Source organism: Janibacter sp. RAF52, assembly GCF_052114035.1.
GTDB classification, from domain to species: domain Bacteria; phylum Actinomycetota; class Actinomycetes; order Actinomycetales; family Dermatophilaceae; genus Janibacter; species Janibacter hoylei.
Genome location: NZ_JBFRDY010000003.1, coordinates 425,162 through 442,446, shown reverse-complemented (window position 1 = coordinate 442,446; position 17,285 = coordinate 425,162). Strand labels below are relative to the sequence as shown.

Below are 17,285 nucleotides of genomic sequence, written 5' to 3'. Positions count from 1 at the left end.
GAAACGCCCGGTCCCATTCCGAACCCGGAAGCTAAGCCCTTCAGCGCCGATGGTACTGCACTGGGAACGGTGTGGGAGAGTAGGACGCAGCCGGACAAACATTGAAGTCGAGAGCCCCCAACGAGTCGTTGGGGGCTCTCGCACATCCCCGGGCACCACATGTTTGCAATCCACGCTCCATCGGGGGAGTGTTGCCCTGTCAGGGGCCCAGATCGAGAGAGGTTGTTGGTCGTGGACGAGAGGTCGAACCGACCGGATCGTGGTCGTGGTGGACACGGAGGCGGCGGTCGCCCCGGTCGACCCGGTGGACGCCCCTCCGGTGGTGGCCGACCGTCCGGCGGTCGTCCACAGGGTGGTCGGCCCGGCGGTGGCCGGCCAGCGGGCGGCCGTGAGGACCGATCTGCTCGTCCGGAGCGCGGCGGGACGAACCGCAACGGTGACGACAACACGCGTGGAGGCTCTCGGCTGGTGCCCAAGGAGGGGCGCAAGCCCGAGCCGGCGATCGCGCCGGACGTCACCGGGGCCGAGATCGAACGCAGCGTCCGTCAGCAGCTGCGGACCCTGAGCAAGGAAAACGCCGAGGGCGTGGCCCAGCACCTCGTCATGGTCGCTGCACTCCTCGAGGCGGAGGACCTGGACGGTGCCCTGGCGCATGCCGAGACCGCCGTGCGACGGGCGGGCCGGGTCTCGGCGGCTCGCGAGGCCCTGGGCTTCGTGGCCTATCGGATGGGCGACTTCGCGCGCGCTCTCACCGAGTTTCGGACCGTGCGTCGCCTGAGCGGCTCGTCGCACCTGCTGCCCCTCATGGTCGACTGCGAGCGTGGCCTGGGCCGTCCGGCGCGGGCGCTCGAGCTCCTCGGGTCGCCGGAGGCGCGCCAGCTGGGCCAGGAGGAGCAGGTCGAGCTGCTCATCGTCGGGTCCGGGATCCGTCGTGACATGGGTCAGCCGCAGGCCGCCGTGCTGGCACTGCAGGGTCAGGTCGACAAGGTCGGCAACAAGCCCTGGGCGGCCCGCGTCTGGTATGCGTACGCTGACGCGCTCCTCGAGGTCGGCCGCGACGACGATGCCCGGGCTTGGTTTGCCAAGGCAGCAGTGGCCGACCAGGACGGCGAGACGGACGCGATCGAGCGGGTCGAGGAGCTCGACGGTGTCCGCCTCGAAGAAGTCGCCATCGCCGAGGGTGAGGGCGAGGCGCCGGGGTCGGCGTGACCCCCTTCGGCTTGATCTCCGGCTATGACGGCCTGGTCTGTGATCTCGACGGCGTCGTCGTCGCCGGGCCCACGGCGATCGAGCACGCGGTCGAGGCGATCAACGCCCTGCCCGTGCCCGTGGTCTTTGCCACGAACAATGCCTCGCGCAGTCCGCATGCGGTGGGCGAGGCACTGCGGTCTCTCGGGGTGCAGGTCCGTGACCAGCTCGTGCTGACGTCGTCGCGGGCGGCCGCGCAGGTGCTCGGAGAGCAGCTCCCGCCGGGGAGCGCTGTCATGGCCGTGGGCGGCCCTGGGGTGGCGAAGTCCCTGGGCGAGGTCGGGCTGCTCCCGACTGTTGCCGGTGACGGCACCGCCGTCGTCGCCGTGCTCCAGGGATACGGAGCCGGGGTGACCGCCGCGGACCTCGGCGAGGCCGCCCACGCCGTGCGCGCCGGCGCACGGTGGGTCGTGACGAACGAGGACGCCACCCTGCCGACCGAGCGTGGGCCGGCTCCGGGCAACGGAGCGCTCGTGGCTGCAGTGCGTCGCGCCGTGGAGGTCGACCCCGAGGTGATCGGCAAGCCCCACCCGCCGATGTACTCGATGGCGGCGCGAGGCCTGGGCGTCGAGCCGGCCCGACTGCTCGCCGTGGGAGACCGGCTCGAGACCGACATCGCGGGTGCGCACGCCACGGGGATGGACGGAGCTCTCGTGCTGACCGGAGTGCACTCGGTGCGAGATGCCGCATCGGCTCCGCCGGAGAGGCGGCCCACCCACGTCATCGCCGACCTGCGGGGTCTGCTCGAGGAGTACCCGGAGGCGCGGCGCGACGGCTCATGGTGCATCCGTGGCACCGGGCGAGCGACGTGGGACGGCGGTCTCGTCGTCGAGGGGGAGGGCCTCGACGCGATGCGAGCAGCACTCGACGTGCTCTGGCAGGAGGTCGACGCCGGCCGCATCGGTGCTGACACCGCGGGAGCGCTCCTCGGCAACGGGTAGCGTGGTCCCACCCGACCCCGAGGAGTGACGTGGACCCCCTACGCGGACTCATCCACCTGGGACTGAAGGTCACCGAGACCACCCTGGACCGTGCGCTGGACGTCGTGCGCCTCGCCGACACCCTGCTCGTCACCACGGCTGCGACGCCGCCGAGTGACCGGGAGACGGGCGAGTCGGTCTGGCCCGAGGAGGAGCAGGCCGATCTCGACGCGCTCAGCTCGACGCTGCGAGCACGAGACGAAGGGGGAGCCGGCGCCGCCACGAAGGCACCGTCGAAGAAGGCTGCAGCCCAGAAGACCGCGAAGAAGGTGCCGGCGAAGAAGACCGCGGCGAAGAAGACCGTCACCCGGAAGACCCCGGTGAAGAAGGCGCCGGTGAAGAAGACCGCGGCGACCCCGGAGGTGGACCCCGGTGCCTGAGGACCAGACCGACACGACCTCTGAGGTGACGCCGGCCCCGGAGACGGGGGACCTGGTCGTCGACTCCGCACTCACCGACCTCGACGCCGTCGACACCGCAGACCTCGATGCCGTGCTGGCGGCGGGCGAGGCCGTCCACGCGACCCTGACCTCACGGCTGTCGGACCTCGGGTCCTGATCGCGTGACCGAGACGTCGAGGCTCGACCAGGCCCTGGTGGAGCGAGGTCTGGCGCGCAGCCGCACCCGGGCACGTCAGCTCGTGGAGGCCGGCGAGGTCACGGTCGACGGCGTGCCCACGACGAAGGTCTCGGCGCGCATCTGCGCCGGTGCCGACCTGCGCGTCACCTCCGACGGCGACCACTGGGTCGGTCGAGCCGCCGCCAAGCTCCTCGGCGCGCTGGAGAGCTTCGACCCGGTCGTGGCCGGGCGCCGCTGCATCGACATCGGCGCGTGCACCGGGGGCTTTACCCAGGTGCTGCTCGAGCACGGGGCGGCGCACGTCATCGCGCTCGACGTCGGCCACGACCAGCTCGCCCCGCAGCTGGCGGCCGACCCGCGGGTACGGGACCTGAGCGGCACATCCATCCGCGGGCTGACGAGCGAGGACATCGGCGGGCGTGTCGAGCTGGCCGTCGGAGACCTGAGCTTCATCTCCCTTCGACTCGTGCTGCCGGAGATCCACGGGCTGCTCACGGACGAGGGAGAGGCGGTGCTGCTCATCAAGCCGCAGTTCGAGGTGGGCCGGCACGGGCTCGGCCGTCGCGGGGTCGTCACCGACCCCACAGCGCGACGAGAGGCGATCGAAGGGGTGCTCGCCGGGGCCGCCAAGGCCGGCTTCGCTGTGCTGGGACTGGCTCGTAGCCCCCTGCGCGGGGGAGAGGGCAACCACGAGTACCTGGTGCACCTGACCCGCCGGAGCGGTGTCGGGCTGACGTGGCAGGCTCAGCAGGTGATCGCCGAGGACCTGGCCCAGGAGGAGGCACGATGAGCGCGACCCGACGTCGGGTGCTGCTGCTCGCGCACCCCGGACGACCCGAAGCGCTGGAGGTCGCGATCGGCGTGGCCGACCGCCTGACCGAGGCCGGGATCGAGGTGCGCCTGCCGGCGGGCGAGCTCGCGGACACCACGCTGGGCCGCCACCCCGTCGTCGTCGTCCACGACGGCGACGACCCGGCCGCCGACGTCGAGCTCGTCGTCGTGCTCGGCGGTGACGGCACCATCCTGCGCGGGGCCGAGACGGCCCGCAGCGCCAACGTGCCGGTGCTCGGGGTCAACCTCGGGCACGTCGGCTTCCTGGCCGAGGCCGAGCGCGAGGACGTCGAGGCCACGGTCGACCACATCGTCGAGCGGGCCTACGACGTCGAGGAGCGGATGGCGCTCGACGTCGTCGCGACCCTCGACGGGCGGGAGATCGCTCGCAGCTGGGCGCTCAACGAGGTCACGGTCGAAAAGGCCTCGCGCGAGCGGATGCTCGTGCTCACGGTCGAGATCGACGGCCGTCCCCTGTCGACGTGGGGCTGCGACGGGGTCGTCATGGCCACCCCGACCGGCTCGACGGCCTATGCCTTCTCGGCCGGCGGACCGGTCGTCTGGCCCGGGGTCGAGGCGATGCTCGTCGTCCCGATCAGCGCCCACGCGCTCTTCGCCCGGCCGCTGGTCGTCGCGCCGACCTCGGACCTGGCGGTCGACCTCGTGCCCGGTACCGAGGGTTACGGGGTCCTGTGGTGCGACGGGCGCCGCGCCGTCGACCTGCCCCCCGGCGCGCGGATCGAGGTGAGCCGCTCGGCCCAGCCGGTGCGGCTCGCCCGGCTCAGCCGTTCACCCTTCACCGACCGACTCGTCGCGAAGTTCGACCTCTCCGTCCACGGGTGGCGCGGCCGCTCCCGCCAGGGCGGCTGACATGCTGCGCGAGCTGCACATCCGCGACCTCGGCGTCATCGAGGACGCGACGCTGACGCTCGACCCCGGCCTGACGGTCGTCACCGGTGAGACCGGAGCGGGCAAGACGATGGTCGTCACGGGGCTCGGTCTCGTGCTCGGAGGGCGGGCCGACGCCGGTCTCGTGCGCTCGGGGAGCGACGAGGCCGTCGTCGAGGCCGAGCTCGAGCTCGACGCGGACCACCCCGCGCGACGGACCGCCGAGGAGGCCGGGGGCGTCGCCGACGAGCCCGAGCTGCTGCTCAGCCGCACGGTCTCTGCCGTCGGGCGTTCCCGCGCCCACGTCGGCGGCCGCCGGGCCCCCGTCGGCGTGCTGACCGACCTCGGCGAAGGCCTCGTCGCCGTCCACGGACAGGCGGACCAGTGGCGCCTGCGGCGCCCGGCGCAGCACCGGGCCCTGCTCGACGTCTTCGGCGGCGATGCCGTGGCCGGCCCCGCCGAGCAGGTGCAGGAGGCCTTCGCGGCATGGCAGGACGCGAAGGGGGAGCTCGACGAGCTCGTCGAGGGCGAGCGCACCCGCCTGCGCGAGGTCGAGCTGCTCACCCACCAGCTCGAGCAGATCGACGAGGTCGACCCGGCTGCGGGCGAGGACGTCGAGTTGGCCGCCGAGGCGCAGCGCCTGGGCCACGCGGAGGAGCTGCGCACCGGCGCGGACTCCGCGCACCGACTGCTGTCCGACCCGGACAGCTTCGCCGGTGACGACGTCGTCGGCCGGATCGCCCGGGCCGCGGACGAGATCGGCCGGATCGCCGAGCACGATCCGCAGCTCGCCGACGTCCAGCGGCGTCTCGGGGAGGTCGGTGTGCTCGCCGCCGACCTGGCCACCGACCTGTCGGCCTACGCGGCCGACGTCGAGGCGGACCCGACGCGCCTGGCCGGGGTCCAGTCCCGCATCGCAGCCCTCCGGGAGCTGACCCGACGCTACGGCGACGACATCAGCGCCGTGCTCGCCCACCGCGACGAGTCCCGCCAGCGGCTGCTGCGCCTGCAGGGAGCCTACGAGCGCATCGAGGAGCTGACCGAGCAGGTCGCTGCCTCGGCCGCGCTGCTGGCCGAGCGGGTCGTCGCGCTCACCCACGCGCGGACCGAGGCCGCTGAGCGGCTGTCCGCAGCGGTCGAGCAGGAGCTCGGCCACCTCGGCATGGCCAAGGCCCGGGTCGAGATCGTCGTCGAGCCCCGCGCCGACGGCGGGCTCGAGCTGCCCGGTCCCAGCGGCGAGACCCTGCGCGTGTCCCCCGAGGGCGCCGACACCGTCGAGGTGCGGGTGGCCGCCAACCGGGGTACGCCCGCGCGCTCGGTCGCCAAGGCGGCCTCCGGGGGAGAGCTCAGCCGGATCATGCTCGCCATCGAGGTGGCGACGGCGGGGTCGGGACGCAGCCAGGTCCCCACCTTCGTCTTCGACGAGGTCGACGCCGGGGTCGGCGGACGGGCCGCGCTCGACGTGGGTGCGCGGCTGGCCGCGCTGGCCCGGACGAGCCAGGTCATCGTCGTCACCCACCTGGCCCAGGTGGCGGCGCACGCCGACCGTCACCTCGTCGTCCACAAGGCCCACGCTGACCAGGTGACGTCGAGCGGGGTGCGGGTCGTCGAGGGCCGGGAGCGCCTCTCCGAGCTCTCCCGGATGATGGGTGGAGACGACTCGAGCGTCGGTCTGCGGCACGCTGAAGAGCTGCTCGAGCAGTGTCGGCGATGAATCCGCGGCGCTTCATGGGACGATGCACCGGATGGCCCTTCGACTGACCCGCGACGCGTCCCGTGAGCCGGTACTCCCCGGACTCCACGGTCCCGTGAAGGTCGACCGACGCACGAAGGACCTCACGAAGCGTCTGCGGCCCGGCGACATCGCCGTCATCGACCACACGGACATCGACCGGGTGAGCGGCGAGGCGCTCGTCGCGTGCCGCCCGCTCGCCGTCGTCAACGCGGGCCGGTCCATCAGCGGTCGCTACCCCAACGTCGGCCCGAGGATCCTCGTCGACGCCGGGATCCCGCTGCTCGACATCGAGGACGAGACGATCATGTCCCGGCTCAAGGACGGGGCCCGCGCCGGTCTCGACGGGGACACCCTGCACCTCGAGCGCGGGGAGAGCATCACCGGCCGGCTCTGGGAGGACGCCACCCTCACGCCGGCCATGGAGGCCGCCCGGGCCGGGCTGAGCGACCAGCTCGAGGCCTTCGCGGCCAACACGATGGAGTACATCAACCAGGAGCGGGACCTGCTCTTCGACGGGGTCGGTGTCCCGAAGATCGCGACCGACCTCTACGAGCGTCACGTGCTCATCGTCGTGCGGGGGTACCACTACAAGGAGGACCTGGCCGCCCTTCGCCACTACATCCGCGAGTACAAGCCGGTCCTCATCGGCGTCGACGGCGGGGCCGACGCGCTCGTCGAGGCCGGGCACCGGCCCGACCTCATCGTCGGCGACATGGACTCCGTCTCCGACGCCGTCCTCACCAGCGGTGCGGAGGTCGTCGTGCACGCCTACCGTGACGGCAAATCGCCCGGGGTCACCCGGGTGGAGTCGCTCGGCGTGACGCCGGTGCTCTTCCCCGCCATGGGCACGAGCGAGGACATCGCGATGCTGCTCGCCGACGACAAGGGAGCCACGCTCATCGTCGCCGTCGGGACCCACGCGACGCTCGTCGAGTTCCTCGACAAGGGGCGGGCCGGCATGTCGAGCACCTTCCTCACCCGGCTGCGGGTGGGGAGCAAGCTCATCGACGCGAAGGGGGTCAGCCGCCTCTACCGCACCCGGATCTCGTCGTGGTCCCTCATCGGCCTCGGCATCGTCTGCCTGCTCTCGCTCTTCGTCGCCCTCTGGGCGACGCCGACCGGACAGGCCACACTGCAACTGCTCGGGGCTCGTTGGGACGACCTCTGGGCCTTCGTCGAAGGACTCCTCACGTGATCGACTTCAGGTACCACCTCGTCTCCCTGGCGGCTGTGCTCATCGCGCTGTCGATCGGGATCGTCCTCGGTGCCGGGCCCCTCAACGACAACATCGGCAGCACCCTGTCCGGCGAGGTCACCAAGCTGCGTCAGGACAAGGAGCAGCTGCGGGCCGAGAACGCCGACCAGAGGCGCCAGATCGAGGGCCGCGACGCCTACGACGAGCAGACCCTGCAGGCGGTCGTCTCCGGCGAGCTGACCGACCGCCGCGTCACCGTGGTCTCCCTGCCCGAGGCCGTCGACGACGACGTCGACGCGGTGCGCACCACGCTCGAGCAGGCCGGCGCGAGCGTCGGCCCGAGCGTCGAGGTCTCGGCCGACTGGGCGCGTGACGACGACGCGGCGACGAGCGAACGCACCGAGGTCGGCGAGGCCGCGCTGGACGACCTCGGGGTCGAGCCCGCGGTGCCCGACGGCGCCCAGCAGATCGACCAAGCGCTCGCCACCGTGCTCACGGCCACGGACCAGCGGGGGAGTGGGACCGTGACGGACGCAGCCCGCGACAAGGCGTGGACGCGGCTCACCGAGGCGGACCTCGTGGACGGGCCCGACGACACGCCGCGGGCGACGGACCTCGTCGTCGTCATCGGCGGACCGGTCCCCGCGACCGACGCCGCTGAGGGGGACACCGTCGACCGGGCCGCCGAGCGGACCGCAGGTGCCTGGGTCGCCCTCGCCCACCTCATCGAGGTCCGTGCGGACGGCACCGTGCTCGCCTCCGCAGAGGCATCGACCGGCACCGGTGACGCCTCCCCGGTCACCATGGCCAGGACCCGCGGCTCCATGGCCGAGGGCGTCTCGACCGTGGACGTCCCCGCCGTCCCGATGGGCCGGGCGGCCATCGTGCTCGCCCTCGTCGAGCAGCACGAGGGCGCCTCGGGGCACTACGGGCTCGGCCAGAGCGTCGACGGGCCGCTCCCGGCCACGTCGTGAGGCACATCGCGGCCGCGACGACCACGGTGGTCGCCGCACGGGCGCTCACGAGCGGGTGGCAGCTGCTGGGGCGACGCACCCGGGCACGCTGGGCGCGCACCAACCACGCGGGCCGTGAGGTCACCCTGCTCGAGGGACCCACGGCCGTCTCGGCCGCTGTCGCCGGAGTGCTCGCCGGACCCCGGCCCACTCCCTCCGCGGTGCTGGTCCTGGTCGTCCCGGGCCTGCTCGGTGCTCTCGACGACCTCGTCGGTGACACCGGCACCAAGGGACTGCGCGGCCACCTGACCGCCCTGCGGCGCGGCCGGGTGACGACCGGTGCGCTCAAGATCGGCGGGATCGGGGCCACCGGCGTGGCCGCGGCCCTGCTGGAGCGGCGGCCAGCGGAGGCGTGGACGATGCCGGCCGTCGACGCGGTACTCGTCGCGGGGAGTGCCAACCTCGTCAACCTGCTCGACCTGCGCCCCGGTCGTGCCCTCAAGGTCACGACCGCGGCCGGACTCGCCCTGCTCGCGCCCGGGCGCTCCCGATCCATGGCCTCGGCCCTCGTGGGGGCGGCCGCCGTGCTGCCGGAGGACCTCGCCGGCGAGTCGATGCTCGGAGACTGCGGTGCCAACGCCCTCGGCGGGCTCCTCGGCCTGGCCCTGGTGCGCGGTCTCGGCCCGCGAGGGCGGCTCGTGGCCGCCGCGACCGTCACCGGGCTGACCCTCGCGTCGGAGCGGGTCAGCTTCACCCGGGTCATCGAGTCGACCCCCGGCCTGCGCGAGCTCGACGCCTGGGGGAGGCCGCGGTGAGCCGGGTCGCCCGGGACGCCGGCACCGTCGCCGTCGTGACCGCGGCGGCCCGCGTCGTCGGCTTCCTCAGGTGGCTCGTCTTCGCCTGGGCGGTCGGGGCCACCGGGGTCGGGACCGTCTACCAGACGGTCAACACCGTGCCCAACATCGTCTACGAGATCGCTGCCGGAGGGATCCTCGCGGCCGTCGTCGTGCCGCTCGTCGCCTACCGGATCGCGACCGTCGAGGGAGCGGGCGCTGATCGCGAGAGCGCCGACGACGTGGCCTCCGCGCTGCTGACCCGGGCCCTCGCCGTGCTCCTCCCGCTCACCCTCGTCATCGGGCTCGGCGCGCCACTCATCAGCCGGGCGCTGCTGGGGGACCTCGAGGTCGACGGGGCCGTCGACCTCGGCACGCGGCTGCTGCTGCTCTTCGCCCCCCAAGTGCTCCTCTACGGACTCGGCATCGTCGTCTCGGGGATCCTGCAGGCGCACCGGCGCTTCCTCGCGGCGGCGCTCGCCCCGCTGCTCTCCAGCATCGTCGTCATCGCCACCTATCTCGCGTGGGCGCTGCTCGTGCCGCCCGGCACCTCACCCGCGGAGGTGACGACCGGCGAGCTGCTGCTCCTCGGCGGTGGGACGACCCTCGGCGTGGTGGCACTGTCGCTGCCGCTCCTCGTCGTGGCGCTGCGTGCCGGCATCCGGCTGCGCCCGCGGTGGCGGCTCACCCCGGAGAGCGCCCACCGGGCGCGTCAGCTCGCCGGGGCCGGCGTCGTCGCCCTCGTGGCCCAGCAGGCCGCCGTGCTCGTCACGCTCGCCGTGGCCAACCGCATCGGAGGGGACGGCACGCTCGTGGTGCAGAACTACGTCCAGGCCCTGTACCTGTTGCCCTACGCCGTGCTCGCCGTGCCGGTGGCGACCGCAGTCTTCCCCGTACTGGCCGCGGCGGCCGACGGGGACCCTTCCGACGGGGCGACCGGCACCCTGGCCGCTGCGCTGCGCGCCGTCGTCGTCCTCTCGGGCGCGGCAGCCGGGGCGCTCGTCCTCGCGGCCGAGCCCATCGGCACGGTCTTCTCCGCCATCGATCGTGACGGCGGCTCGACGGCGCTGACGAGCATGCCGGCCGCGGTGGTCGCCATGGCCCCGGGACTCGTGGGCTTCGGGCTCTCCGCGGTGGCCCTGCGAGCGCTCTACGCGCGCGGGCGGGCCCTGACCGCCGGTGTCGTCATGGCCGTCGGCTGGCTCGTCGCCGCCGGCCTGCCGGTGCTCCTGCTCGAGCCCGGCGCCGGCCCAGAGCGGACCCTCGTCGTCCTCGGTGCGGCCTCGAGCCTCGGCATGTGGGCAGCAGGCGCGGGACTGGTCGTGCGGGTGCGGCACGACTGGGGGCGCCAGGCCCTCCAGCGGCTCACGACCTCGCTCGTGCTCGCCATCGGTGTCCTCGTCGTCGCGGCTGCGGGGCACGTGCTCGCGGCCGACCACTGGCCGACCTCCACCTCGGCGGCCGCACTCAGCGGTGCCCTGGCCGCCGCGGTCCTCGCGGGTGCCACCCTCGCCGTCGGTGCGGCGGGCGATCCCTCCCTTCGTCGACGGGTGCCCGGGATGGCCCGCCTCGCGGGACGGAGGAGCCGATGAGGGTCCTGCTCTGCCTGGCCACCGCCGCCGGCGGCATCGGCACCCACGTCGCCGACCTCGCCCGTTCCCTCGCGGCGGTCGGCCACGACGTGCACGTGGCGACCGACCCCGGGACCCGGGCCCGCTTCGACCTGCCGGGCACGGCCCCTCTGACCGTGGGAGAGGTGCGCCGACACGCGCGCGGCGCCGACGTCGTCCACGCCCACGGCTTCCGTGCCGGCCTCGTCGCCGCGACGGTGGTGGGTGGTCCACCCACCGTGATCAGCCTCCACAACCCCGTGCGCGGCTCCGGGGCCTCGCCGCGACGCCTCGTCGGGCAGGCGATCGCGCAGGCAGTGGTGCGCCGAGCCGACCTCGTCACGGGTGCGAGCAGCGACCTCGTCTCCGACGCCCTGGCCATGGGTGCCCGCCGGGCCGAGCTGGCCGAGGTGCCCTCGCCACGGGTGCCGGCGCTGCTCGCCACGGACCGTGAAGGCTGGCGCGCCGACCACCGGACCGACCTGATGCGCGCCCACGGTCTCGAGCCGGATGTGCCCCTCGTCCTCACCATCGCCCGCGTCGCCCCGCAGAAGGGCATCGCCGTGCTGCAGGCGGCCGCGGAGGGAGCCCCCGGCCAGTGGGCGCTGCTCGGCCCGGGGCAGGAGGCGCTGCCGGCCGGGGGAGAGCTGCACCGGCTCGGGGAGGTCCGCGACGTCTCACCCTGGCTGCTCGCCGCAGACGCCCTCGTCGTGCCGAGCGAGTGGGAGGCCCGAGCGCTCGTCGTCCAGGAGGCGATGGCCGCCGGGACACCTGTCGTCGCCCGACGCGTCGGGGGCCTGCCCGATCTCGTCGACGGTGTCGGCCTGCTCGTCGACGGCGACGACGACCTCGTCGTCGGGCCCCTCGCGCGGGCCGTCACCGCCACGCTCGAGCACCCGGACCGGGCAGCGGCGGCGGCCGCGCGGGCCCGGCAACGGGCTGCGACGTGGGACGGGCTCGAGGAGAGCGCAACTCGGTGGACCGTCAGGTACCGAGCACTGTCCGACGTGACGTAGATTGGAACCCCGTGGTGGCACTGACGAAACACATCTTCGTGACCGGAGGAGTCGTCTCCTCACTCGGCAAGGGTCTGACGGCGTCGAGCCTCGGACATCTCCTGCGGGCACGTGGCCTGAAGGTCACGATGCAAAAGCTGGACCCCTACCTCAACGTGGACCCGGGGACGATGAATCCCTTCCAGCACGGTGAGGTCTTCGTCACCGAGGACGGCGCCGAGACCGACCTCGACATCGGGCACTACGAGCGCTTCCTCGACACCAACCACGACGGCTCCGCCAATGTCACGACCGGGCAGGTCTACAGCCGGGTCATCGCGCGGGAGCGCAAGGGCGAGTACCTCGGCGACACCGTCCAGGTCATCCCGCACATCACCAACGAGATCACCTCGCGGATGCGTGCACCCGCCGCCGGCAGCCCCGGCGTCGGCGACGCTGCCGCGCCCGACGTGATCATCACCGAGATCGGTGGCACCGTCGGCGACATCGAGTCGTTGCCCTTCCTCGAGGCCGCCCGGCAGGTGCGTCACGAGCTCGGTCGCGACAACTGCTTCTTCCTGCACGTCTCGCTCGTGCCCTACATCGCGCCGAGCGGCGAGATGAAGACCAAGCCGACCCAGCACTCCGTCGCCGCGCTGCGTCAGGTCGGCATCCAGCCGGACGCGCTCGTGCTGCGCGCCGACCGCGAGATCCCCGCCGACATCAAGCGCAAGATCTCGATGTCGTGCGACGTCGACAAGGACGGCGTGGCCGCGTGCGTCGACGCCCCGAGCATCTACGACATCCCCAAGGTGCTGCACCGCGAGCACCTCGACACCTTCGTCATCCGCCGTCTCGGCCTCAACTTCACCGACGTCGACTGGGGGAGCTGGGACACCCTGCTGCGCCGGGTCCACCAGCCGCGCCACGAGATCGAGGTCGCGCTCGTCGGCAAGTACATCGACCTGCCCGACGCCTACCTCTCGGTCACCGAGGCCCTGCGCGCGGGTGGCTTCCACAACGACGCCAAGGTGCGCATCCGCTGGGTGCCCTCCGACGACTGCGAGACGCCGGCCGGGGCGAGCAAGGCGCTCGGCGGGGTCGACGCGGTGCTCGTGCCGGGTGGCTTCGGCGTGCGGGGCATCGAGGGCAAGCTCGGTGCGCTGCGCTGGGCGCGGGAGCAGCAGGTGCCCACGCTCGGCATCTGCCTGGGCCTGCAGTGCATGGTCATCGAGTACGCGCGCAATGTCGCCGGCATCGAGGGGGCCAGCTCCACGGAGTTCGACCCGGCGTCGAGCGCGCCGGTCATCGCCACGATGGAGGAGCAGAAGTCCTTCGTCGACGGTGCCGGTGACCTCGGCGGGACGATGCGCCTGGGCTCCTACCCGGCCTGCCTGCGTGAGGGCTCGGTCGCCGCGACCGCCTACGGCTCCACCCAGGTCACCGAGCGGCACCGCCACCGCTACGAGGTCAACAACACCTACCGCGACCAGCTCGAGCAGGCCGGCCTCGTCGTGAGCGGGACGCACCCGCAGCTCGGGCTCGTCGAGTTCGTCGAGCTCCCGCGCGAGGTGCACCCCTACTACGTCTCGACCCAGGCGCACCCCGAGTTCAAGTCGCGCCCGGACAAGGCCCACCCGCTCTTCGCCGGGCTCATCGGTGCCGCGGTCCAGGCGCAGCGCGACTCGCGCCTCGTCGAGGTCGACCCGCCGGAGCAGTCGGCCAGCTCGGACACCGGGCAGGCGGCCGAGCCGGCGACCGCGGACGTCGAGGCCTGATGTCCGACGAGGCGGCGCCGCTGCGCGACGAGCTGCTCATCCGCTCGGTGACCTCCAGCGAGGTGGTCTTCGAGGGGGCGGTGTGGGACGTGCGTCGCGACACCTTCGAGCTCGAGGAGGAGACCCTCGTGCGCGAAGTCGTCGACCACCCGGGCGCCGTCGCCGTCCTCGTCCTCGACGACGAGGACCGCGCGCTGCTCATCCGGCAGTACCGCCACCCCGTGGCGGCCCACGAGTGGGAGATCCCGGCCGGGCTGCTCGACGTCGAGGGTGAGGACCCCCTCGTCGGCGCCCAGCGGGAGCTCCTCGAGGAGGCCGACCTCACCGCCGATGACTGGTGGGTGCTCACCGACTACTTCACCTCGCCCGGCGGGATGAACGAGGCGATCCGCATCTACCTCGCCCGCGGGCTCCACCCCGTGCCCGAGGCCGAGCGGCACGAGCGGGACGGCGAGGAGGCGCACATCGAGTACCGACGGGTGCCCCTCGACGAGATCGCCGCCGCCGTCCTCGCCGGCGACCTGCACAACTCGACGCTCATCATCGCGGCGCTCGCCGCGCGGGCCGCACGAGAGGGCGAGTGGGTCTCCCTTCGTCCGGCGGACTCTGCCTGGCCCGAGCACCCGGCACACCGGGCAGGCCTCGCAACCCGTTAGCGGTGAGCCGACACGTCTTCGTAGGATGGAGCCGCCCGCAGATCGTCGGGCGCCCCGATGGACGAAGGAAGAACACCCCGTGCTCCGCACCCACGAAGCCGGCACCCTGCGTGCCGAGCACTCCGGCCAGACCGTCACCCTCACCGGATGGGTGGGTCGTCGGCGCGATCACGGTGGCGTGGCCTTCCTCGACCTGCGGGACGCGTCGGGCGTCGCCCAGGTCGTCGCCCGCGACGAGGTGCTGACCGGTGCCGCGCACGACCTGCGCAACGAGTACGTCATCAAGGTCGTCGGCGAGGTGACCCCGCGCGACCCCAAGGACGTCAACCCCAACGTCGCCACCGGTGAGATCGACGTCGTCGCCAGCTCCATCGAGGTGCTCTCCGAGGCCGCGCCGCTGCCCTTCCAGATCGACGAGCGCGTGAGCGTCGGCGAGGAGGCCCGCCTCAAGCACCGCTACCTCGACCTGCGCCGCCCGGGCGCCACGAGTGCCGGTGCCGGTCTGCGCCTGCGCAGCAAGGTCAACGCCGCGGCCCGCTCGGTCCTCGCCGATCGCGACTTCGTCGAGATCGAGACGCCGACGCTCACCCGCTCCACGCCCGAGGGCGCCCGTGACTTCCTCGTCCCTGCGCGTCTGGCGCCGGGGGAGTGGTACGCCCTGCCGCAGAGCCCGCAGCTGTTCAAGCAGCTGCTCATGGTCGCCGGCATGGAGCGCTACTACCAGATCGCCCGGTGCTACCGCGACGAGGACTTCCGCGCCGATCGGCAGCCGGAGTTCACCCAGCTCGACATCGAGATGTCCTTCGTCGAGCAGGACGACGTCATCGAGCTCGGCGAGGCGATTGCCAAGGCGGTCTGGGCGACGATCGGTGTCGACCTGCCCACTCCCTTCCCGCGGATGACCTATGCCGAGGCCATGGAGCGCTACGGCTCGGACAAGCCGGACCTGCGCTTCGGGGTCGAGCTCGTCGACTGCACCGAGTACTTCGCCAACACACCCTTCCGCGTCTTCAAGAACGACTACGTCGGCGCGGTCGTCATGCCCGGTGGCGCGTCGCAGCCGCGTCGCCAGTTCGATGCCTGGCAGGACTGGGCCAAGCAGCGCGGCGCCAAGGGCCTGGCCTATGTCACCGTCGGTGAGGACGGCGAGCTCGGTGGCCCGGTCGCCAAGAACATCTCCGACGAGGAGAAGTCCGGCCTGGCCGCCCACGTCGGAGCGACCCCCGGCGACTGCATCTTCTTCGCGGCCGACAAGCCCAAGGCCGCTCGCGCCCTGCTCGGTGCCGCCCGGCAGGAGATCGCGCAGCGCTGCGGCCTCATCGACGAGAGCGCCTGGTCCTTCGTCTGGGTCGTCGACGCGCCGCTCTTCGAGCCGGCCGGTGACGCTGTCGCCGCCGGTGACGTCGCGGTCGGTGCCGGGGCGTGGACCGCGGTCCACCACGCCTTCACCAGCCCCAAGGAGGAGTACCTTGACTCCTTCGACACCGACCCGGGCCCAGCCCTCGCCTATGCCTACGACATGGTCTGCAACGGCAACGAGATCGGCGGCGGGTCGATCCGTATCCACCGCAAGGACGTGCAGGAGCGCGTCTTCAAGGTCATGGGCCTGGACGAGGAGTCCGCGCAGGAGAAGTTCGGCTTCCTCCTCGAGGCCTTCAAGTACGGCGCCCCGCCGCACGGCGGCATCGCCTTCGGCTGGGACCGCATCTGCATGCTCCTGCTCGGTGCCGACTCCATCCGCGACGTCATCGCCTTCCCCAAGTCAGGCGGCGGCTACGACCCGCTGACCGACGCGCCCGCGCCGATCACCCCGGAACAGCGCAAGGAGGCGGGGATCGACGCCACGCCCAAGCGTGACGAGGACGCCGAGGCCGCGGCCGACGACCGGGCAGGCGCCTGATCCGATGAGCCGGCCGGTCGAGGTGCTCCTGTGGGACTGCGACGGCGTCCTGCAGCACGGGCGCTTCGACTGGCGGTCCCGGCTCGACGGTGCGGTCCGGCCGGGCTTCGCCCGGCGGGTCTTCGAGGCCGAGCTGACGGCCCTGCGGGGCGAGCGGCCGCTGCGTGAGGTGCTCGAGGAGCTGCTGCGGCTGGAGCAGGAGCAGTGCGACCACGTGCCGATCTCGGTCGAGGACCTGCTCTCGATCTGGGAGCAGTTCGACCTCGACCCCGAGGCGATCGCTGTGCTCACGGCCGTGCGCGACCTCGGCGTGCCCTGCATGCTCGCGACCAACCAGCAGGACCACCGCGTGCAGCACATGCGTGAGGTCCGCGGCTACGACGACCTCGTCGACGGCTCGTACTACTCGAGCGAGATCGGCGCGATGAAGCCGGACCGGATCTTCTTCGAGCGGGTCCTCGACGACCTCGGGTTGTCGGGGGATCGGGTCGGGTTCGTCGACGACGTGCCGGCCAATGTCGAGTCGGCGCGCTCTGTGGGGATCCGGGCGGTGCTTCATGACCCGGCGTCCGGTGCGGCGGGCCTCGTCGAGGACCTCACCCCGCTCGTGCCGCAGCTGGCCGATCTGGGCGCACGACCTTAAGGAAATGCGGTGGAGAGGCGGTCGAGGAAGGCCGTCTGTGCGGCGACGACGAGGTCTCGGGCGGCGTCGACGTCGTGCCACTCGGCCCGGTCGATCTCCGGGAAGGACTGGCGCCGACCGGACCTCGGTGGCCACTCCATCTCGAAGGTGTTGCTCTCGACGAGGGTGACGTCGGCCCCCTTCGTCACCTCGATCGCCCAGGCGTGGACGACCTTGCCACCGGACTGGCGGACCTGCCCGAGCGGCAGCCGCGGACCGGTGGGCGCGGGAGCGCCGGTCTCCTCGGCGAACTCGCGCTCCGCCGCAGCGAGCACGTCCTCGTCGGGCTCGACCTCACCCTTGACGATGGTCCAGCCGCGGGGCCGGCGGGCCCACAGCGGGCCGCCCATGTGGCCCAGCCACACGCGCACGCCCGACTCCCCACGGACGAAGGGGAGCAGCCCAGCGCTCGTGCGCGGCAC

Annotated in this window: 17 protein-coding genes and 1 rRNA gene; 17 read left to right on the top strand and 1 reads right to left on the bottom strand. The window is 72.8% G+C overall.

Annotated elements, in window-relative coordinates:
- From rrf to AB4Y78_RS06555, 17 genes are all read left to right on the top strand, one after another.
- Window positions 1-96: ribosomal RNA gene (gene rrf / locus AB4Y78_RS06635) — 5S ribosomal RNA — on the top strand; the annotation flags it as partial.
- A 372-nt stretch (window positions 97-468) separates the two neighbouring features.
- A complete protein-coding gene (locus AB4Y78_RS06630; RefSeq protein ID WP_259920815.1) occupies window positions 469-1,209 on the top strand; it encodes a tetratricopeptide repeat protein in 741 nt (246 codons plus the stop codon).
- The gene (locus tag AB4Y78_RS06625) at window positions 1,206-2,189 is read left to right on the top strand and encodes an HAD-IIA family hydrolase (RefSeq protein WP_259920817.1); all 984 of its coding nucleotides are present in this window, start codon (window positions 1,206-1,208) and stop codon (window positions 2,187-2,189) included. The genes AB4Y78_RS06630 and AB4Y78_RS06625 overlap by 4 nt, the downstream gene beginning before the upstream one ends.
- Before the next feature lie 29 nt (window positions 2,190-2,218).
- Complete coding sequence (locus AB4Y78_RS06620) at window positions 2,219-2,608, top strand: hypothetical protein (protein ID WP_441715105.1); 390 nt, start codon at window positions 2,219-2,221, stop codon at window positions 2,606-2,608.
- On the top strand, window positions 2,601-2,786 hold the full coding sequence (locus AB4Y78_RS06615) for a hypothetical protein (protein ID WP_007928216.1): 186 nt from the start codon (window positions 2,601-2,603) through the stop codon (window positions 2,784-2,786). The genes AB4Y78_RS06620 and AB4Y78_RS06615 overlap by 8 nt, the downstream gene beginning before the upstream one ends.
- Window positions 2,787-2,790: 4 nt before the next feature.
- Window positions 2,791-3,597: a TlyA family RNA methyltransferase gene (locus AB4Y78_RS06610; protein ID WP_441715103.1), complete on the top strand. Its 807-nt coding sequence runs from the start codon at window positions 2,791-2,793 to the stop codon at window positions 3,595-3,597.
- The gene (locus AB4Y78_RS06605) at window positions 3,594-4,508 is read left to right on the top strand and encodes an NAD kinase (protein ID WP_007928220.1); all 915 of its coding nucleotides are present in this window, start codon (window positions 3,594-3,596) and stop codon (window positions 4,506-4,508) included. The genes AB4Y78_RS06610 and AB4Y78_RS06605 overlap by 4 nt, the downstream gene beginning before the upstream one ends.
- A gap of 1 nt (window position 4,509) precedes the next feature.
- Window positions 4,510-6,240 (top strand): DNA repair protein RecN, encoded by a 1,731-nt coding sequence (recN, locus tag AB4Y78_RS06600; protein ID WP_441715100.1) that lies wholly within the window; start codon window positions 4,510-4,512, stop codon window positions 6,238-6,240.
- Between the two features lie 31 nt (window positions 6,241-6,271).
- A complete protein-coding gene (gene steA / locus AB4Y78_RS06595) occupies window positions 6,272-7,456 on the top strand; it encodes a putative cytokinetic ring protein SteA (RefSeq protein ID WP_441715098.1) in 1,185 nt (394 codons plus the stop codon).
- On the top strand, window positions 7,453-8,430 hold the full coding sequence (locus tag AB4Y78_RS06590; RefSeq protein ID WP_259909387.1) for a copper transporter: 978 nt from the start codon (window positions 7,453-7,455) through the stop codon (window positions 8,428-8,430). Before steA ends, AB4Y78_RS06590 begins: the two co-directional genes overlap by 4 nt.
- Window positions 8,427-9,224, top strand: coding sequence for a hypothetical protein (locus tag AB4Y78_RS06585; protein ID WP_441715096.1), 798 nt, complete (start codon window positions 8,427-8,429; stop codon window positions 9,222-9,224). The genes AB4Y78_RS06590 and AB4Y78_RS06585 overlap by 4 nt, the downstream gene beginning before the upstream one ends.
- Window positions 9,221-10,834 carry a murein biosynthesis integral membrane protein MurJ gene (gene murJ / locus AB4Y78_RS06580; protein WP_387356222.1) on the top strand — a complete coding sequence of 538 codons (1,614 nt, stop codon included), beginning with the start codon at window positions 9,221-9,223 and terminating at the stop codon, window positions 10,832-10,834. The genes AB4Y78_RS06585 and murJ overlap by 4 nt, the downstream gene beginning before the upstream one ends.
- Window positions 10,831-11,868, top strand: coding sequence for a glycosyltransferase family 4 protein (locus AB4Y78_RS06575; protein WP_387356220.1), 1,038 nt, complete (start codon window positions 10,831-10,833; stop codon window positions 11,866-11,868). The genes murJ and AB4Y78_RS06575 overlap by 4 nt, the downstream gene beginning before the upstream one ends.
- Before the next feature lie 11 nt (window positions 11,869-11,879).
- Window positions 11,880-13,625, top strand: coding sequence for a CTP synthase (locus AB4Y78_RS06570; RefSeq protein WP_441715093.1), 1,746 nt, complete (start codon window positions 11,880-11,882; stop codon window positions 13,623-13,625).
- Complete coding sequence (locus AB4Y78_RS06565) at window positions 13,625-14,281, top strand: NUDIX domain-containing protein (protein ID WP_387356216.1); 657 nt, start codon at window positions 13,625-13,627, stop codon at window positions 14,279-14,281. Before AB4Y78_RS06570 ends, AB4Y78_RS06565 begins: the two co-directional genes overlap by 1 nt.
- A gap of 79 nt (window positions 14,282-14,360) precedes the next feature.
- Entirely contained in the window at window positions 14,361-16,181 is a 1,821-nt protein-coding gene (gene aspS / locus AB4Y78_RS06560; protein WP_387356214.1) for an aspartate--tRNA ligase, read from the top strand.
- A gap of 4 nt (window positions 16,182-16,185) precedes the next feature.
- Complete coding sequence (locus tag AB4Y78_RS06555; protein WP_387356212.1) at window positions 16,186-16,824, top strand: HAD family hydrolase; 639 nt, start codon at window positions 16,186-16,188, stop codon at window positions 16,822-16,824.
- Here AB4Y78_RS06555 and AB4Y78_RS06550 read toward each other — a convergent pair.
- Entirely contained in the window at window positions 16,821-17,285 is a 465-nt protein-coding gene (locus AB4Y78_RS06550; RefSeq protein WP_387356210.1) for an NUDIX domain-containing protein, read from the bottom strand. The genes AB4Y78_RS06555 and AB4Y78_RS06550 overlap by 4 nt on opposite strands.